Raw genomic sequence first — 19,004 nt, 5'->3', positions numbered from 1 at the left:
TTAATTTACCAATCTAAAAATCTAACAATGTAACAATTGAATTTATTGGTAAACTGTTACATTGATATATGATTACATTAATTTTACATTTTAATAGCCGACTTTACTGCAAATTCTTCTGCAATTTCTCCCAACCATTGCGCCACATCTTCTTCGCTGGTTGCTCTTTCGTAAGTGTGTCCAATAGAAACCAGAATCTGATGAAAGAATCTTTTCATTTCGTCAACAGGCATATCTTTTGTCCAAAGGTCGATTCTAAGGGCTTCCATTGCTTTGCTGTCCCAGACTGAGATCATCGCCGCTTTGGTTTCCTGTCTTTTGATTCCGCCATCTTCGGCTTTCCAAAACAACTTTTCGGGAACGTGATTATCGTCCAATTCTACATCTATAACGATTTTTGTCTTTTTCATTGATTTTATTCTTAAATATTTACATTCTTTTTTAGACACAAAGTCCACAAAGATTTTTTTATTGTTAGCTGTTTTTAAGTTCACAAAGGCGTAAAACTTGACAAAAGAAGAATTCTCCTCCAGTAATATTACATTGTCAAATACTCCAACTCTATTTTGGTCTGTAATCTGAAGCATTGAAAATCTCCGTTGCATTTTTCTTCAAAAACACAGGTAATTTTTCTTCCGGATGAGCTTTCAAATAATGTTTGCAAATCTGCCAACCAGTCCAAATTGCAATCTGCGGAGAACTCTCTCTATCCACTTCCGTATAGAATTTTGAAAACGGGCCAACAGTAATGAAGCGCTCAGAAAGATTGGGGTCAGGACTGAAAAGCAAATCGTTTTCTACAAAATAATTCCAGATATTGGCTTCATTCGCAACAGCCCAGTCATATTGAGCTTTTGTATAATTCATTTTCAGATTATCCGGAACGTTTGGTAAAAAAGCATCTTGAAGAATCTGAATCTTTCCCTGGTAAACGATTTGATCTAAAAATTTTTGCTGCTCCATCTGAGCAGGAACCAATCTTGCGGCGAAAAACGCAGAAATCTTAGGAACTAGATTTTCCGGATTCATAGATTTTTGAAAGTAAAGGTCGAGACCATTATAATTTTTGTTTCCGTCTCCCATAAAACCAGTTATATCTACGAAAAGCATATTCTCATCTTCTCTCAGAAAAATCGGATCTGTAACATTTTGCGGATCAATAACCGATGAATATAAATAAACATGCGGCGGCACAAATTTCGGGAAATAGTTCTTGATATGAGAAAACAGATCAGCAAGTTCTTTGTTCAGCTTAGTCTTATCAATTTTTGAAATTGCTTCCTTGTAAACCCTAACTTCCATTGTATCTTTTCTTCGGTCTCCGTAATCGGCATCTGGAACAGAACCCTGAAACCAAGGATATTTCTTTTTGAAATCGTCCAAACTAACAGAAGAATTATAAAATTCACCAGACAAATCGGTAAGCTCAACTTTTTTGACAGGATTCTTGACCTCGACATCCCATTGGTTTTCATTTTCCTTTTTGCAGGCAGATAAACTGAAAACAATTATCGCCGAAAAAGAGATATATCGGAAAAACTTCATTATTTTTACATTAAGATTATCGAAAAGCAAAAATAAGAATTTTAAAGGATGAAGCTTCCAATTATTACCGAAAGATTGATGTTAAGAAAATTAACGCCAGATGACCTGGATGATATGTTTCTGTTGGACAGCAATCCCGATGTTGTAAAATATGTAGGCATACAGCCTTTGACGAAGAAAGAAGAAAGCCTTGAGATGATTGAAAATCTTATTGGTCAATACGAAAAGAACGGAACCGCAAGATTGGCGGTGGTAGAAAAAGAAAGTAATAGATTTATTGGCTGGAGTGGAATCAAACTTTTGACAGAAGAAGTCAACGGCTTCAAAAACGTTTATGAATTGGGCTATAGGTTTCTACCGGAATTCTGGGGAAAAGGTTATGCTACAGAATCCGCGAAAGCTTCATTAGATTTAGGATTTGACCAACTGAATGCTGATAAGATATATGCTTATGCCGATGTTGAAAATCTGACTTCCAATTATATTCTCACGAAATTAGGTTTTGAAAACAAAGGGACTTTTCTTGACAAAGGCGATATTTGTAATTGGTATGAATTAAAAGAAAATAATAGAAAATAAAAGAATGCAAACACAAAAAGTAATCAATCATATTGTAAACTGGCTAAAAGATTATGCTATCAACGCTAAAGTAAATGGTTTCATTGTGGGAGTTTCCGGAGGAATTGATTCCGCAGTGGTTTCAACATTAGCAGCAAAAACAGGTTTGAAAACTTTGGTTTTGGAGATGCCGATCCGTCAAAAAGCTGATCAGGTGGACAGAGCACAGGATCACATTGAATTTCTAAAATCCAATTTCCCAAATGTAGAAGGTTTCACTGTCGACCTTACTCCTGTTTTTGAAAGCTTCGAAACCACAGTACACGATTATAAGGAAGGTGCATGGAGCAAAAATCTTGCCTTGGCCAATACAAGATCCAGGTTTCGAATGGTAACACTTTATTATTATGGACAGCTTAATGGTCTATTGGTGACCGGGACAGGAAACAAGGTTGAAGATTTTGGTGTCGGCTTCTATACAAAATATGGCGATGGTGGTGTAGATATATCTCCTATTGCCGACCTTTACAAAACCCAGGTCTACGAAATCGCCAAGGAGCTTGATGTATTGGAAAGTATTCAAAAAGCTGTTCCAACAGACGGACTTTGGGATGCGGATAAAACCGACGAAGATCAAATGGGCGCAACCTATCCTGAACTGGAATGGGCAATGGAACAGCAATTTGCAGGTAAAACAGAAGCAGATTTTGAAGGCAGGCAAAAAGAAGTGATGGAAATCTATCTCAAACTTAACAAAGCCACCCAACATAAGATGAATCCGATCCCGGTTTGTGAGATCCCACAAGAATTGAAGTAAAAAAATAATAGTTCATCCAATCCGAAACAATAAGTTATGCAAGAGGAAATCAGTAAACATTCCAGAAAAATTTATAAAACTGTGAAAAGTCCAAAACATACAGTTAATGAAAAAATCAAAGAGATCATCATAGAAATCTTTATCATCGTTTTTGCTGTATCCCTTTCTATCTGGTTGCATGGCTGGAGTGAGCATAATCACGAACAAAAAGAATCTAATAAATTCCTGAAAGAACTGAAAGCAGACCTACAGGCAGATGCAAAACTTATTGAAGAAAATAAAAAAACATTATCAAACTTAGATAACGATTATAAGTTCATCCTTTCTCTAAAAAAACTTAAAGCTCCTATTACAGATAGTCTGGTGGGTTCACATTCTAATTTCTACCTTTTAGGGTCCGCATTCAATGTTGGACGGTATGAAGGTTTCAAATCTAGTGGTAAAATTGGGACCATAGAAAATGATGCTCTCAAGAATGAAATATTGGCATATTATCAACAAACCTTGCCCAATCTGACATTCAGAGTTAATTTTCTAAATTCTGAACAACTGAAAATAAAAGATGCGGATCCCGGTAATCTTAATTTATCCGATTTTTATAAAAGTCAAAGAATGCAGTCTAATTATTCTAATTTGAGTTATAATAGTAAAGGCTTGATCGATGAATATCAAAATGCATTAAATCAGATTAATCAAATCCTAAAGGAAATTGATTCTGAAAAATAAATTAGAAGGTAATTAGATACAAACAACAAATCTAAAATATATGAAAATCAGAAACCTACTTGCTATTTCAATCGGCTTAGCTTTTTCATCCCTTGTTCACTCTCAGGAAACTAAAACAGAAGAAACTACAGCTCCTGCTCCTGTTGAAGTGATTGACAGACTTAATATTCCGGGACCATTAACCTTCAATGGCAATGAATATTTTCTAACCTGGAGCAAACAAAATTCGGCAACCTGGGCGCAGCAGCAATATATTTTAAGGGACGACGATTTCAACAATTACAAAGAACTTATCAATATCTCTTACTTCGATAAAGAAATTGATATCGAAATGGCTGTTAAACAAAAAGTAGAATACGTTGAGAATAGAAAAGAAAGGACTCAGGACAAATATTCATTTGTTAGCGTGACCGAAAGTCCTGATGGTAAGGAAATTATTGTAGATTATCTCGTAACGGTTGTTCCAAAAGAAGGCGAATCTTATGCAGAATATAATATTGATCGATTCAAAAATTTTGATACCAACGGTAAAAAATCTTTCCTGATTTTTTCTTATTCAAAAAGAATTGCCGGTGATTTGAAATATTCCAGCAAAGCCCTATCCAAAGAAAGAAACAAATTGATGGAAGCTGTTATCACAACTGCAATTCCCACTGTAACTTACAAACCGACTGCTGTAGAACCGAAGAAATAAATTTAATTTGAAGTTAGATTAAAGATGTCAGAAGTTAAAAATGATGATGAGTTTTACATCAAACGTTGTATAGAATTAGCCGAAAAAGCCTTGGGGAAAACTTACCCGAATCCTTTAGTCGGTTCGGTAATCGTTTATAATGACCGAATTATCGGCGAAGGCTTTCACAAGAAAGCAGGCGAACCACACGCAGAAATCAATGCAATTAATTCGATTAAAGACGAAGACCAACATCTGATCCCGGAATCCACTATTTACGTTTCACTGGAACCTTGTGCTCATTTTGGAAAAACGCCACCCTGCGCTCTTAAGATTAAAGAACTGGGGTTCAAAAAAGTAGTAATCGGTGCAATGGATAGCCATGACAAAGTGAATGGCAAAGGAAAAAAAATCATTACCGATGCAGGAATTGAAGCTATTTCCGGAATTCTCGAAGACGAATGCAGACGACTCAATAAACGATTTTTCACTTATCATGAGAGAAAAAGGCCTTTCATCATTTTGAAATGGGCGCAGTCCGCAGATGGCTTTATGGATAAAGACTTCAGACCTTATCCAATCAGTAATTCTCTTTCAAAGCAATTGGTTCATCAGATGAGAAGTGAAGAGCACGCTATTCTAATTGGAAAAAACACGGCACTTCATGACAACCCGAGTTTGACTGTAAGAGAAATTGAAGGGAAAAATCCTATTAGAATTTTGATTGATTTCAATCTCGAAGTCTCTGAAAATTCTAATATTTATAATGACGAAGCTAAAACAATTATTTTTAATTCGGTTAAAAACGTCGAAGATAACAATCTGAAATTCATCAGGATCGAAAGAGAAAACTCAATCAGTCAGATTTTAGAAAAACTGTATGAATTGCAAATTCAATCTGTGATTATCGAAGGCGGAAGATTTACACTACAAGAATTCATCAATAAAAATCTTTGGGATGAAGCCCTGATTTTTAAAAATCCGAACTTAAATCTAAAAACAGGGACACAAGCTCCTAATTTTGATTTTGAACCTGAGAAAACTCAAAACCTGAGAGACACCGAAGTGTTATTTTTCAGTAACGGAAGTCTTGATTAATATCAGAATTACAGCTCAGAAAAAATCCGTAAATTCGCATCTTTAATTTGATTTTCATTCTATGAAAAATCTGAGTGCACCAGTAAAAGGTTTGATTTTTTCTTTGTTGGCAATGGGATTTGCTTTTGCGATTTACTTTTTGTTTTTGGCAAAACCGAATTATTATCTCGTAGACAATCCTACACCGGAAACTTATTATTTCAAAATCAATAATGGTGAGGAAAAAATACTATCCGCAGGACAATATCTGAAAGTTGATCTCAACAAAGGAAAAAACAGCGTGAAAGTTTTTGATCAAAATAAACAGATGCTTTACGATTCAACTTTTACGGTTAATAAATTAAGAGGGCTTCTGAATATCACGCACAAAGACTATTACATTAACAATCAATATTACGGTTACGGCCTGAACAAAGATTCGTTGATGGCCACAAAACCAGGAATCCAGATTGATAAAAAGCAATATCTTGGCGATGTTAAAAAAGTGAACAAGCTTTATTCCGAAGACTTTTATTACAACCTTGACGAAGATTATGACCGGGTTATCAAAAACGTAGCGAAAGTAGAAAGCAGATCAAAGATTTTCAGAAAGCAGGATTTCATCAATTATTATAAAAATTATTATAAATTCTAACTCCCCTGAATTTATATTCTCATATTAACTTACCATAATTTATAACATTGGAACACAACAAAGTAACACCATATAATTCTGACAACAGCAAGAAAAGCCAGGTTGAAGATATGTTTGACAATATTGCGCCAAAATATGATCTCTTGAATCATGTTTTATCCATGAAGATTGATGTGATCTGGAGAAATAAACTGGTGGAAATGTTGAAACAAGATAAGCCGGAATTGGTTTTAGATGTTGCAACAGGAACAGGAGATTTGGCGATCACTGTACAAAAAGGAACCGGTGCAAATGTTGTCGGGCTTGACCTTTCACAACAAATGCTGAACGTTGGGATCGAGAAAATCAAGAAACAGAATCTTGACAATAAAATTACGATGCAGAAAGGTGATGCGGAACAACTTCCGTTTGAGGACAATAAATTTGATGGAGTTACCGTTGCATTTGGAGTAAGAAATTTTGAAAACCTGGAAAAAGGATTAGCAGAACTGAGAAGAGTAGTGAAAGAGAACAAAAGTATTTATATATTAGAGTTTTCAAAAGTTGAAGGATTTTTAGGACCTTTCTACATGTTCTATTTTAAGAACATTTTGCCTGCAATCGGGCGTTTGGTTTCTAAAGATAACAGAGCTTACACATATCTTCCTGACTCTGTAAACGCTTTTCCTTTTGGAGAAAAAATGAAAACCATTCTTCTGAATACGGGTTTCAAAAAAGTAGAATACAAAAAACTAAGTTTAGGGATAGCCACCATTTATAAAGCTACGAAATAGAATGAAGCAGCGTTTTATCAAAATTTTATCATTTGCAGTACTTTTGAGCAGTAATTTTAATGCTCAGACTTTCAATAATCTTTTCAGGACAAAGGACAGACCAGATAATTTGGAAGACTTTGATCTGCAAAAATTTAGCTGGGGATTTTTCCTGGCTGGTAATAATTTTGATTATAAAATGGTCCTTAATCCTACTTATGGGATGGATGGCAATCAGAGTCTTGTCGAATCCAAATCCACTTACAGTTTTGGAGCAGGATTAATTGGAAAAATGAGACTTAATGAATTTCTTGATCTCAGGATAGAGCCGGGTTTGCACTTTGTACAGAGAGATTTGACCTTTAAGACTTTTGATCACATCAATGAATTATATCCTGGAGGTTTTCCTTTACCTGATGGAAGTTCTACAACAGTCATAACTGAGCCAACCGATGTTGATATTAAGAAAATTGTAAAATCTACTTATGTAGATATTCCTATCATGTTAGAAATTCATGGAGATCGTTGGTATAATTCCCGCCCTTACGCTGCTGCGGGTATCAATTATCTGGTAAATTTACAATCCAACCAAACATCAGAAAACGACAACCAGTTAAATACCTTTCGGTCAACAACGCACAACTTTGGCTGGTCTGCAGAATTGGGAATTCAGTTTTACTTCAACAGATTTAAGTTGACACCGGCCATCCGTGGAACATTTTTCACAAACAATGAGATCGTCCAGGACAAATCAACAACCTCTCCGTATTGGACACCTGCTATTTCTATGTTGCAATCCAGAGCATTCATGTTTGTCCTGAAATTTGAATAAAAAATAACAGAGCTTTCCAAGGAAGCTCTATTTTCAGCAATCTACCTAACACCCGCTCTGTTAGGCGACAAACTTTTTTTTACAACTATGTAAAAGTAGATGGTTTTACCCTAAAACATAGCATTATCCTAACGTAAAAAATAATTGGTAAAACTTTAATTCCTTATAAATCAAACAAAAACCGCTAGTTTTTCAGAAAACAATAATATCCTGTTAATTCATCATTAATTTTTCCTATTTTTGTAAAAGTTAGAATTTAACTCTGGTTATGTTAAGTGAATTAGAAAATAATTTTTCTGTTTTGGAAAAAAAGATTCTCAGTCTTTACAAGAAGCACAAGAATCTTTCGGAAAAACACGCAGAATTATCTGATGAGCTACAAAAGCTGAAGGCAGATTATGATGAGGAAAAACGCAGAAACCAGATTTTAGTAGAAGAAAATAAAGAATTAAAGCTCTATTCAGCAATATCCGGAAACGCAGAACACAACCGGCTGATGAAGAATCACATCAACAGATTGGTAAAAGAAATTGATATGTGCGTGTCCGAACTACAAAACAGCGGTTTATAAAGATGGATTTTAGAAGAATAACAATCAATATTGCCGGACGAAATTATCCGCTGAATGTACCTGCTGCCGAAGAAGAAACGCTTCGTAAAGTAGGAAAACAGATAGAAAGTATGATCAAGGATTTCGAAGCCAGCTTTGATGTAAGAGACAAACAGGATGCTCTTGCGATGTGCGCTTTGAAACTGGGAACCAATGCAGAGGTATATTCTTTAAACAACGATAAAAATATTAAAAATACAAACGAGCGTATCAATAAGATTAATGCGCTTTTGGAACAGCTGGAAAAGTAATTTTCCGGTTACAAGTTGCCTACAATAGTTCTAACACAAAGAAGTAAACTCAACAATTAAAAATTACCGGACGAAAGTTCATTTGATGGCGTGCTGCCCTGCGCAGATTACAGAAAATGAAAATAAGTTCAAATCGTGTTTTTATGGAGTTTACTCTATAACTGAACTGTTGTAGGTTTTTTTATGCTTTGTAAAAAATAAATGCATAAAGTATTAAAATTAAATTGAAAAGTCATTGTACATATTACATTGTACTTTTTACAAATGAAAGAAGAGACAATTAAAACTCAATATATATAAATTTATGGACACAATTACCATTATTATCGGTGTTGTAGCACTTCTTATAGGAGCTGTTGGCGGACTTTTCTTCGGGAAAAGCTCTATCAATTCAAAAGCGAAGTATATGATCGAAGATGCTAAGAAAAGCGCCGAAAACATTATAGAAAAAGCCAATGTACAGGCAGAAGCCGTTAAAAAAGAAAAGCAACTTCAGGCGAAAGAAAAATTTCTGGAACTGAAATCCCAGCATGATGCAGATATCCAATCTAGAGAGAAAAAAATGCAGGAGGCTGAAAAGCGTACAAAAGATAAGGAAAATAAGCTTAATGATGAGCTTAGCAAAGCCGGAAAATTAGAAAAAGATCTTGAAAAACAGATTAATGATTATAACAAAAAGCTGGAAGTTCTTCAGAAAAAACAACACGATCTGGATGTTGCTACCGCTCAGAAAGTAGAAATGCTTGAAAAAATTTCCAACTACTCTGCGGAAGAAGCCAAGAACGAGCTGGTAGAATCTTTGAAAGCTGAAGCTAAAACCAAAGCTCAGGCCCACGTTCAGAGCATCATGGAAGAAGCGCAACTGAATGCGAAGAATGAAGCCAGAAAAATCGTTATCCAGACCATTCAGAGAATTGGAACGGAACAAGCGGTAGAAAACTCTGTATCTGTATTTAATATAGAATCTGACGAGATCAAAGGTAGAATCATCGGTCGTGAAGGTAGAAACATCCGTGCGCTGGAAGCTGCAACTGGGGTTGAAATTATTGTTGATGATACGCCGGAAGCGATTCTTTTATCTTGCTTTGATCCTGTAAGAAGGGAAATCGCAAGATTATCTCTTCATAGATTGGTAACCGATGGCAGAATTCACCCGGCGAGAATCGAAGAAGTGGTTGAAAAAACAAGAAAACAAATCGAGGAAGAGATCATAGAAGTTGGTAAGAGAACAATTATTGATCTTGGCATTCACGGTCTGCATCCAGAATTGGTTAAGATTGTTGGTAGAATGAAATTCCGTTCTTCATATGGTCAGAATCTATTGCAACACTCTCGTGAGGTTGCTAACATCGCTGCAACCATGGCTGCAGAATTAGGATTGAATGTTAAACTAGCTAAGAGAGCCGGTTTATTACACGATATCGGTAAAGTTCCTGAACAGGAATCTGAATTGCCACACGCGCTTCTTGGTATGCAATGGGCTGAGAAATATGGTGAAAATGCTGAAGTAATTAACGCCATTGGTGCTCACCACGATGAGATCGAAATGACTTCTCTCCTATCGCCGATTATCCAGGTTGCGGATGCTATTTCCGGAGCAAGACCAGGTGCAAGAAGACAAGTTTTGGAATCTTATATCCAAAGACTAAAAGATCTGGAAGCTGCTGCTTTAAGTTTTGAAGGCGTTTCGAGTGCGTATGCAATCCAAGCCGGCAGAGAATTAAGAGTAATGGTAGAAAGCGGAAAAGTGAATGACGAAAATGCTTATCAATTGTCTTATGATATCTCTGAAAAGATCCAGAATGAATTGACTTACCCTGGTCAGGTTAAAGTAACTGTGATCAGAGAAACTAGAGCTGTGAATATCGCAAGATAACTCATACTTTATAATAAAATATAAAAGGCTTCCAGATTTGGAAGCCTTTTGTCTTGGTTTATATTGGCTATTTTATTCTACACCAACAGAATCATCGCCTCTTCCGTCTGCAACGGCATGGATATTTTGATTATCATCAACCAAGATTAGTTCCGTTCTTCCAATCTGTTTGATTTTATCAAATTTGTAATTCTTTTTTTCCAAAGCTTTGATTGTGGTCTCAGGGAAATTATTCTCAACTTTCACAACTTCCGGTAACCATTGGTGATGAAACTTTGGTGCATTAACTGAGAAATTAGCATCCTGTTTAAAATCAACGACATCAACAATGGCTTGAAAAACAGATGTTGGAATTGTAGTTCCACCAGGTGTTCCCACAACCATTTTGATTTTGTTATCTTTAAGAACGATTGTAGGCGTCATAGACGACAGCATTCTTTTGCCGGCCTGGATCTTATTCGCTTCCCCTCCAACCGCACCAAACATATTGGGCACGCCGGGTTTTATAGAAAAATCATCCATCTCATTGTTCAGGAAAAATCCAGCTCCGGAAACGACCGTTTTACTTCCATATAATCCATTGAGAGTCGTCGTTACAGAGACTGCATTTCCAAATTTATCCAAAACTGAAATGTGGGTAGTTTCCGTACTTTCTTTTTGAGCATTAATGATTTTGCCTACATCTTTACTTGGTGTTGCTAAATTAGGATTATAAGACTTCCAACGATTTTTAAGGTAGTCATCCGAAATCAACATCGTGGTTTTATCTTCAATAAAATCGGGGTCACCCATATATTCTGCTCTATCTGCATAAGCTCTTCTCTCTGCTTCTACCATAATCTGAACCGCTTCTTCGGAATTGAGCTGGTATTTTGAAAGATCCTCATACGAAGCCATTTTCAGCATCTGAGCCAGTAAAGTTCCTCCGCTTGAAGGCATTGGCATGGATACAATCTGATGTCCTTTGTAATCAAACACTAGAGGTTTTCTTTCTTTTGCTTTATAATTTTTAAGATCCTGAGACTGGATGATTCCGTTTCCGTTTTTCATTTCAGAAACAATTAACTGAGATGTTCTTCCTTCATAGAATTCCTTCTCTCCCACTTCCTGAATCCTTTTTAGTGTTTCTGCAAGTTCCGACTGAATCAAAAGATCTCCCGCTTTCCAATTCTGATCTTTCACAAAAGCAATCTTATTTTTATTATGCTTAAGAAAATCCTGTTTGTGAGAATTGAGTAATCCTGCTTCCTGTTCTGTGATTGCAAAACCTTTTGCCGCTAGATCTATAGCAGGTTCTATCAGTTTTGAAAAAGGAAGTTTCGCATATTTCATTGTTTCGAACATACCTGATATACTTCCAGGGACGCCAACCGCTAATCTTCCGTTTTGAGATAAATCGGTATTCGCATTTCCGTTCTTATCCCAATACATATCAAATGATGCTTTGGAAGGTGCGGTTTCGCGGTAATCCAAAGCCAACTTTTTCCCGTCAGAGGTTGTAGCCACAAGAAAACCGCCTCCTCCGATATTACCCGCCTGAGGATAAACCACAGCTAAAGCCAATTGTGTTGCAATTACAGCATCAAAGGAATTTCCACCCTGTTTAAGCATTTTTGCCCCAGCCTCGCTGGCCAATGGATGTGCCGAGACGACAACACCTTTGTTCTTAACTTTTACTTCTTTTAAAATATTGAAGTCGGTATACTGTGCAGAAAGTGTTACTGATAAAAGTAAACTTGCATAAAATATTCTTTTCATTATTCTATTGTAATTTGAAATCCTGATAATAATCCCGAAAGATTGTTTCTGGAGAATTTTGCTTTCTTAAGTTGGTTGTGATTTGGATTAATGGAAAAATTACTGGCATTTCTAAAATCCGAGCTTTCTAAAATTGTTCTGTCAAAAACAGCACTTGTCAAATCACAGCCTTGAAAAACCGAATTTGAAAGATCAGTTTCTGTGAAATCGACTTCATTCAGACTGCAATTTTTGAAAACCGTTTTCCTAATATCCAGCTTATAAAATGACGAATGGTTCAGAATGCAATCTTCGAATCTGAATGACAAATTGAATGGATGTGCATCTTCAAAATTAATTCCGATTAACTTACAATTTTTGAATACAATTTCCCGCAAGGCCGCTTTATGGATTTTGACGTTGCTGAGATCACAGTCCTTAAAGTCACAACTGGAAAATCTGTAATCCGAAAAGTTATACCCAGAAAAATTGATGCCCATGAACATGCAATCTTCATAATCACCCTGCTCTATTTGCTTTGGTTTATAATTTTTTGAGGAAAAATTCTTCCCTGTTTCATACATCATTGTAATAGTTTTGAGCATATAAAATTACAGAATAGTTGGAGTATGCAGAAATTATGTATTGGAAATTTTAAAAATAATGATAGATTATTTAAAATCAAAAAACCTCAAAAGAAAATTGAGGTTTTTATCTTATTTATGCTTGTTTGGTCCTCCCTTATGATGTTTATTTTGTCTAAAATGGTTTTTCTGATGAAAGCTTTTTTTTGATGGCGGACCAACTTTCGCAAAATTGTAATGCTTATCTTTTATTGGTTTAGATTTGTAGTGATGACCATAGTTACTTACAATCAATCCGTGAGGATTATTCCTATATCTGGCATATTGTTTATAATGAATTTTATGTTTCTTGAAAGGATATCTATCAACCAATACAATTTTGTGAGTCTGATAAAGATTGATATGGCGATATCTGACTGGTAAAGCTGTTGAGTACAACCATCTATTACCGGAAAAATAATAATACCTGCGTTTTGGGACGTTATAGTAAATATCATATTCTGGTAAATAATAAGACTCAACATAATTATAACCTCTTGGACCCCATTCCGGCTGGCTATTTATATTAATATTTACATTAACCTGTGCCTTAAAAAGATTCGTAGTGAAACTTGTAGTTGTCAATACGAATAAAAATATCAACCTTTTCATACTTTATATTTTAAAAACAATAAACCTCAACAAAGATAATACCACTAGAGAATCTGACCAGAAATAGATATTTCATTTTAAGTTTAGAATCATTTTGAAATCGCTTTAAAAACAAATAAATTTACAGGACCGTTAAGTTGAAAAATGGAAAAAACAAAGAAAGTTTTAATTGTTACTTATTATTGGCCGCCCGCTGGTGGGCCCGGCGTTCAGCGCTGGCTGAAGTTTGCCAAATACCTGCCGGAATTTGGATGGGAACCCATTATATATACTCCAGAAAATCCGAGTTATCCTTTAATAGATAAGACTTTGGAAAATGATGTCCCGAAAAACCTTAAAATAATCAAGACCAATATTTGGGAACCTTATCAGATTGCGGAAAAATTTAGCAAGAGTAATCAAAAATTCAAAGGAGGGCAGTTTGATGTAGGCAAGAATCAATCATTTTTATCTAAACTTTCGATTTTTATCCGGGGGAATTTTTTCATTCCTGATGCAAGGAAATTCTGGATCAAGCCTTCTGTAAAGTTTTTGAAGCAATATCTCAAGGAAAACAATATTAACAACCTGATTACAACCGGACCACCACACAGCTTACACCTAATTGGATTGGCCTTAAAAAAAGAATTACCAAATCTGAAATGGATTGCTGACTTCCGTGATCCGTGGACAGAAATATCCTATTATAAACATTTGAAATTAACTTCTGCCGCTGATAAAAAACACAGGCAACTGGAGCAATCAGTTTTTCAAACGTCCGATATTACTTTGGCAACGAGTTATACTGATGCAGATAACTTCAAAAAAAATGGTGCGAATTCTTTTTGTATCACGAATGGATTTGACGTGTCAGAGAATTCAAAAGCTGGAGAATTGGAAGGTCTGAACGCCGGAAGTTCTGAAAGCATAAGAACGCCAGAAGAATACCATCAAACTTTAAAACATTCAAACTCTAAAACCAATAAACTCAAGTTCACATTAAGTTATGTCGGGATTTTGGAACAATTACGAAATCCTGAAAATCTTTGGAAAGCTTTAACTGAATTGTGTGAAAAGTATCCTGACTTTGCGAAAGAATTTGAGCTAAAATTAGTTGGAAGAATTGATGATAAAATTCTGAATGAGATTGATAACTCGGTTTTAAAAAATAATATTAAAAATCTGGGTTATTTGGCTCACCAAGATTCTGTGAATGAAATGCAGAATTCTCATTTGCTTTTGATTACTAATTTCCCGGAAGAAAGCTCAAAAGGCATTATTCCCGGAAAGCTGTTTGAATACTTGGCGACAGGTAAAAAGATTATTTCATTTGGTCCAAAAGATGCTGATGTTGAGACGATTCTTCGTAAAACCAATGCGGGAAAACATTTTGATTATTCGGAAGTTATGGGGATCAAAGATTATATCCTATCGCTTTATGAGGATTGGAAAAGCGGAAAATCTATTGAGAATTCTGCCGATATTAATGAATTCACCAGACGAGAACTTACGTATAAGCTTTCTGAGATTTTGGAACAATTGATTTAAGAATAATTATTTTGTCCACTTCTTTAACCGTTTCATCATGAAAACTTATCTTGTTACGAATGTCGTCAATTTTCTAATTGGCGCAGCGCGTGAGCGATGGTAGCGGCTATCCTTTTGTCTGGAAAGGAAAGCAATGGTGACAAAAGATAATAGTGGACAGCGCGACCCGAGCGTAGGAAAAGCTTTGGAAAGGGGCACGTCTTAAAAATATTTTTCGTTAAAATTAATCTGTGGCATAAATTTTTCTACTAACTTAGTAATCAAATATTAATATAAAAAATTATATCATGGGAAACAAAACAAATGGCCTGTTGGCTTTGTTAGGATTAGGAGCGCTTGCTTGGTGGAAGTACAAAAAATCTTCTCCTGAAGATCAGCAAAAGGTGAAAGACACGATCAATAACGCAAAAGATAATCTGACGAAATTCGGAAATGATCTGAAGGATAAAGCGACACAAACAGTAGATCAGCTGAAAAATAAAGCTGAAGATTTTAAAAACGAAGCTCAGCAATCGGCTGAATAAAGCTGAATAAAAACGAAAACCGGAAATTAATTTCCGGTTTTTTATTTGAATCTGATTTTTGATTATTTATTGATAATCATTTTAGAACTATAGTTAAGTCCAATCCCAGATGCTTTTACAACATAAGCTCCATTTGGTAACTTCTGTGTATTGATAGCTTCTCTGGCAGACGGATCAATCTGTTGGTTGGAAACCAATTTTCCAGATGCGTCATAGATTTCAACATTTACTTTACCCAAAATATTGTTTTTGAAGTTTAAGTAAAATTCGTTTTTAGCAGGATTAGGATAAATACTGAATCCTTTTGCAGCTGTCACCTCATTTGTTGCTAAAGCACATTCTGCTGGTACTGTGAAATCCTCAACCTGATCATTGATATTGGTTTTTGAACCTGCACTTGCATTAACTCCAACTCCTCGCTTAGCAAAAGTATTCCAGATAAGGCATTTGTTACTTCCGCCTGTTGAAGCCTGATCAGCTGCAATAATAGCATCTCTTCCCATGATAAAGGTCGGATAGCATCCTTGTAACTTAAGTCCGTCAACAACAGCTTGGAAAACCCTTGCAGATCCGGAATTAGCATCTGCAGTGATATCATTGTTGAAACCATATTTTTCTACGTACTTCCAATGAAGATCCCAAAGAATCGTAGCCCAAACAAAACCAATTGAGTGTACATCCGGAACCAGTGCACCACTAGAGTTTGTATATTCCATACCATTGGTATCTCCATAAGTGTAACTGTTGATTGATGTATCAGGAGAATACTTAGCTGGCCTGATACCATCACCGGTTGTTGGCTCATCCGTAGCATAAGTTCCTATACCTCTCGCAACGGAAGCATTATCTGTAGGTTTCATTGTCAGCATTAATGCCAAGAAATCTGACCATCCTTCTCCCATTTGTTCTTTATCTGCACTTGAGCTTAAACAACTAACGGAAGTACCTGTTAATCTTGTCGATAATCCGTGACCATATTCGTGGCTGATAATACCGTTATCAAGACTTCCATCTTTCACCGGAATCTTAAGTGTCACGTTTACATTTTGTCCTCCATTAATTAATGCATTAATCGCTTCGCCTCTAGATTGCGGAAGGAAAACAGAAGGGATAGTAACCGGAGTAGTCCCATCTCCTGACATGTTACTGATGGCTTCTCCAGGATTGGTTGCTGCATCTGGTGAATTATAAATAATAGCTCCAATTGCTCCGGCATCCTGAATATTTTTTACTTTTAAAATAAAGTTACAAGTCCCTCTTTGCGCAATACCTATTTTACCCGTAAGCGATCCTGCAGGAAGCGCTGTACAAGCATCCAAAATTGGAGAGATTGCCACATCTCCAGTTACAGACTGTTTCCACAACGGTGTTCCGAAATAACCTAAACCAATAGAAGGAATGCTAGTTCCCGCAACACTGGAAGGCCCATTAAATGAAAAATATGGTTGAGCACCTAACCAAATATACATTTGCATTCTTGGTTTTGATCCATCGGAAGGGGTTGAGAAGTTTGCATTATTATAATATCCCAGAGACAAATCGGCTACACCTGCACCGTCTCTCGCTTCTGCTAAAACATAATCATTTTGAGATCCACCCTTTCCGAAATTATATGCCTGGAAGTTTTTTGATGTTTCCGTAAATCCAAATTTATACAATACATCATGAACCCTGTTATTTACATAGAACAGATTGGTAATAGATGCATTTTTATAACTTTCCAATCCATTTGCCGGATCAAAAGGAAAATCAAAGATATGAGAAGTCCCACCATCTGCTGATGCTCCAATGGCATTGGTACTGCCTTCATCCAGATAAGTATGTACATTATTTCCTCTTGTAATATTATATTCTGTAGTATTATCATTTTGCCATCCAAGTGAAGATGCTGATAAATCCCATGGATTAGTAAGTAATGACCTGTCGCCGAAAGTTGGAGCTTCTACCGGAAAAGGAAAAACTCTGTAAGAAGCATTATTTGCCAATAGAGATATCCCTTTGTTGCTATTATTCTGAGGATATGCAACTGTATGATTTAGAACCTCTCCATTATGGTTATGTTCTCTTCCGTAGGCTTCTTCAGCAAAATTACAAGAATTCGTTAAGTTATTCTGATCGTAGATTTTTCCCGTTTTAGCATCTGCAATGATGTGCCAAAGATTACTGGATTTTTGCTCATAAAATTCTATTTCATAAGAAAGAACCAGATCAGAACCATTATCATAATATACTAAAGCAGGCGTTTTTATTTCACTCGTACCAAGAGAAGCATTGTAAACCTGGGCGTTAGGCAACTTAAGATTTTCTACAACTTTTGTAAGAATTGTTGCCACATCCTGTACCTGGGAAATATTTGAGGATCTCGCTACACTAGATGTAAAATCTCCAGTAAAATTCAATACGCTGTTATCTCTGATTAATATTGTGGAAGAATTACCAAATACTGGAATTCCATTATAAGTCTGCTGTATCTTTACAACAGTAGCATTTAAAGATTTGGAGGGATCTTCGGAAGAGATCAAAAAATCTTTGTTAACGGCATTTTTGCCTACTGATGTTTTCAGGTAGTTTTCTATCACACTTTTATAATTCTGTCCAAAAACAGAATTAACAGTGAGCAAAGAAACAACCGCAACAATAAGAGGTAGTTTTCTTTTCTTCATAATAAATTTCGCATTTAATTAAAAAATCAATCGAATTTATTAAAAATAAACTAAATATCAGCAAAACATAAAAAAACATTCCAAAAATTTGGAATGTTTTTATTAGAAAAGATAATTTATTTTTACTTTTTTACAATCTTATCAGATGTTGATGTTCCGTTTTTGTAAATGATTGAGATTACATAAACACCTGCTTTCAGGTCATTAAGTTTCAATTCTTTCGAAACCTGATTGATTGTTTTTACAGTTCTTCCGGAAATGTCTGCAATCGAAATATTATCCACATCCTCAGAATTATTTAAGAATAAGACATCATTAAACGGGTTTGGATAAACCTCAGTCGTTTTTTTAGAAATATCAGAAGCTGATAAAAATGGGGATTGTGTTAATTTAAAATCATCCAAGATCACCCAATAATCACCAGAAGTCCATTGTCCGGAAACTCTTAATTTAAAGTTTGCAGAATTTGGCACCGTACCTTGCTGCAAAGAACCAGACCAATTAGCGCAACCTGCCACAGATGTTAAACTAATAGTTTGTAGAGTCTGATAATTTTGGCCACCATCAATAGAATACTCTACTTTCAAAGTTCCGTTAACAGATCCATTATTATATATAAAAGTTTTGTATTTGAAGGAGATATCCAGCTTTCCACCATTAGATGATGTAGATGAGTAAGTTGTAGAACCTAACGTACCGCCACTCCAAAAATTTCTTGTCAAGCCATAGCTCCCTGCACATGGTGTTTCTACACTACTACGGAAAAATGAAACATTTGTAAAACCAGGATAAGTCGTAGACTCAAAACTTTCACTCGCATTAATTTGTGCTGATGAAAAAGCTGCTGTGATTAAGCTTAAAGATAATAGAATTTTTTTCATAGGTTATTTTATATAATAAATTATTTCTTTGGCTAAAAAAGCCACCTTTTGTAGGTGGCTTTATA

The 19,004-nt window shown here is 35.6% G+C and carries 20 protein-coding genes; 13 read left to right on the top strand and 7 right to left on the bottom strand.

The genetic code is table 11. The annotated features are described in order from the left end of the window. Nucleotides 1-83: 83 nt before the first annotated feature. Both gldC and gldB read right to left on the bottom strand, forming a co-directional pair. Nucleotides 84-410, bottom strand: coding sequence for a gliding motility protein GldC (gene gldC / locus QOL71_RS10120; protein ID WP_027384849.1), 327 nt, complete (start codon nt 408-410; stop codon nt 84-86). Nucleotides 411-561: 151 nt separating this feature from the next. Continuing rightward, nucleotides 562-1,545, bottom strand: a complete 984-nt coding sequence (gene gldB, locus QOL71_RS10115) for a gliding motility lipoprotein GldB (RefSeq protein ID WP_283416806.1) — start codon at nt 1,543-1,545, stop codon at nt 562-564. Nucleotides 1,546-1,593: 48 nt separating this feature from the next. Between gldB and QOL71_RS10110 the strand changes: the two genes are divergently transcribed. The 11 genes from QOL71_RS10110 to rny all read left to right on the top strand — a co-directional run bounded on the left by QOL71_RS10110 (nt 1,594) and on the right by rny (nt 10,372). Next, nucleotides 1,594-2,124, top strand: coding sequence for a GNAT family N-acetyltransferase (locus QOL71_RS10110; protein ID WP_283416805.1), 531 nt, complete (start codon nt 1,594-1,596; stop codon nt 2,122-2,124). Between the two features lie 4 nt (nt 2,125-2,128). Then, a complete protein-coding gene (nadE, locus tag QOL71_RS10105; protein WP_283416804.1) occupies nt 2,129-2,920 on the top strand; it encodes an NAD(+) synthase in 792 nt (263 codons plus the stop codon). 36 nt (nt 2,921-2,956) lie between these two features. Then, entirely contained in the window at nt 2,957-3,646 is a 690-nt protein-coding gene (locus QOL71_RS10100; RefSeq protein ID WP_283416803.1) for a DUF6090 family protein, read from the top strand. A gap of 40 nt (nt 3,647-3,686) precedes the next feature. Continuing rightward, nucleotides 3,687-4,340, top strand: a complete 654-nt coding sequence (locus QOL71_RS10095) for a hypothetical protein (protein ID WP_283416802.1) — start codon at nt 3,687-3,689, stop codon at nt 4,338-4,340. Between the two features lie 24 nt (nt 4,341-4,364). Beyond that, a complete protein-coding gene (gene ribD, locus QOL71_RS10090) occupies nt 4,365-5,417 on the top strand; it encodes a bifunctional diaminohydroxyphosphoribosylaminopyrimidine deaminase/5-amino-6-(5-phosphoribosylamino)uracil reductase RibD (protein ID WP_283416801.1) in 1,053 nt (350 codons plus the stop codon). 61 nt (nt 5,418-5,478) lie between these two features. Next, nucleotides 5,479-6,051: a hypothetical protein gene (locus QOL71_RS10085; RefSeq protein WP_283416800.1), complete on the top strand. Its 573-nt coding sequence runs from the start codon at nt 5,479-5,481 to the stop codon at nt 6,049-6,051. Nucleotides 6,052-6,098: 47 nt separating this feature from the next. Further along, nucleotides 6,099-6,824: a bifunctional demethylmenaquinone methyltransferase/2-methoxy-6-polyprenyl-1,4-benzoquinol methylase UbiE gene (gene ubiE / locus QOL71_RS10080; RefSeq protein ID WP_283416799.1), complete on the top strand. Its 726-nt coding sequence runs from the start codon at nt 6,099-6,101 to the stop codon at nt 6,822-6,824. 1 nt (nt 6,825) lies between these two features. Further along, nucleotides 6,826-7,635: a type IX secretion/gliding motility protein PorT/SprT gene (gene porT, locus QOL71_RS10075; RefSeq protein ID WP_283416798.1), complete on the top strand. Its 810-nt coding sequence runs from the start codon at nt 6,826-6,828 to the stop codon at nt 7,633-7,635. Nucleotides 7,636-7,903: 268 nt separating this feature from the next. Beyond that, nucleotides 7,904-8,206 (top strand): hypothetical protein, encoded by a 303-nt coding sequence (locus QOL71_RS10070; RefSeq protein ID WP_283416797.1) that lies wholly within the window; start codon nt 7,904-7,906, stop codon nt 8,204-8,206. A 2-nt stretch (nt 8,207-8,208) separates the two neighbouring features. Continuing rightward, nucleotides 8,209-8,496: a cell division protein ZapA gene (locus tag QOL71_RS10065; RefSeq protein WP_283416796.1), complete on the top strand. Its 288-nt coding sequence runs from the start codon at nt 8,209-8,211 to the stop codon at nt 8,494-8,496. Between the two features lie 304 nt (nt 8,497-8,800). After that, the gene (gene rny, locus QOL71_RS10060) at nt 8,801-10,372 is read left to right on the top strand and encodes a ribonuclease Y (protein ID WP_283416795.1); all 1,572 of its coding nucleotides are present in this window, start codon (nt 8,801-8,803) and stop codon (nt 10,370-10,372) included. A gap of 72 nt (nt 10,373-10,444) precedes the next feature. Here rny and ggt read toward each other — a convergent pair whose 3' ends face one another. The 3 genes from ggt to QOL71_RS10045 form a co-directional block, all read right to left on the bottom strand. Beyond that, nucleotides 10,445-12,130 carry a gamma-glutamyltransferase gene (gene ggt / locus QOL71_RS10055; RefSeq protein WP_283416794.1) on the bottom strand — a complete coding sequence of 562 codons (1,686 nt, stop codon included), beginning with the start codon at nt 12,128-12,130 and terminating at the stop codon, nt 10,445-10,447. Further along, nucleotides 12,130-12,696, bottom strand: coding sequence for a pentapeptide repeat-containing protein (locus QOL71_RS10050; RefSeq protein ID WP_283416793.1), 567 nt, complete (start codon nt 12,694-12,696; stop codon nt 12,130-12,132). Before QOL71_RS10050 ends, ggt begins: the two co-directional genes overlap by 1 nt. A 129-nt stretch (nt 12,697-12,825) precedes the next feature. After that, nucleotides 12,826-13,344, bottom strand: coding sequence for a hypothetical protein (locus QOL71_RS10045; protein WP_283416792.1), 519 nt, complete (start codon nt 13,342-13,344; stop codon nt 12,826-12,828). 144 nt (nt 13,345-13,488) lie between these two features. Here QOL71_RS10045 and QOL71_RS10040 point away from each other — a divergent pair, with 144 nt between their 5' ends. Further along, entirely contained in the window at nt 13,489-14,871 is a 1,383-nt protein-coding gene (locus QOL71_RS10040; RefSeq protein WP_283416791.1) for a glycosyltransferase family protein, read from the top strand. Between the two features lie 287 nt (nt 14,872-15,158). Then, nucleotides 15,159-15,395 (top strand): YtxH domain-containing protein, encoded by a 237-nt coding sequence (locus QOL71_RS10035; RefSeq protein WP_283416790.1) that lies wholly within the window; start codon nt 15,159-15,161, stop codon nt 15,393-15,395. Nucleotides 15,396-15,457: 62 nt separating this feature from the next. Here QOL71_RS10035 and QOL71_RS10030 read toward each other — a convergent pair whose 3' ends face one another. Further along, nucleotides 15,458-18,058: a T9SS-dependent M36 family metallopeptidase gene (locus QOL71_RS10030; protein WP_283416789.1), complete on the bottom strand. Its 2,601-nt coding sequence runs from the start codon at nt 18,056-18,058 to the stop codon at nt 15,458-15,460. Between the two features lie 122 nt (nt 18,059-18,180). After that, complete coding sequence (locus QOL71_RS10025) at nt 18,181-18,939, bottom strand: T9SS type A sorting domain-containing protein (RefSeq protein WP_283416788.1); 759 nt, start codon at nt 18,937-18,939, stop codon at nt 18,181-18,183. Nucleotides 18,940-19,004 lie beyond the last annotated feature (65 nt).

The sequence above is a fragment of the Epilithonimonas pallida genome (assembly GCF_900182975.1).
Classification (GTDB): domain Bacteria; phylum Bacteroidota; class Bacteroidia; order Flavobacteriales; family Weeksellaceae; genus Epilithonimonas; species Epilithonimonas pallida.
The sequence above is the reverse complement of the archived record's forward strand: the minus strand, read 5'-3'. Positions and strand labels throughout refer to the sequence as shown.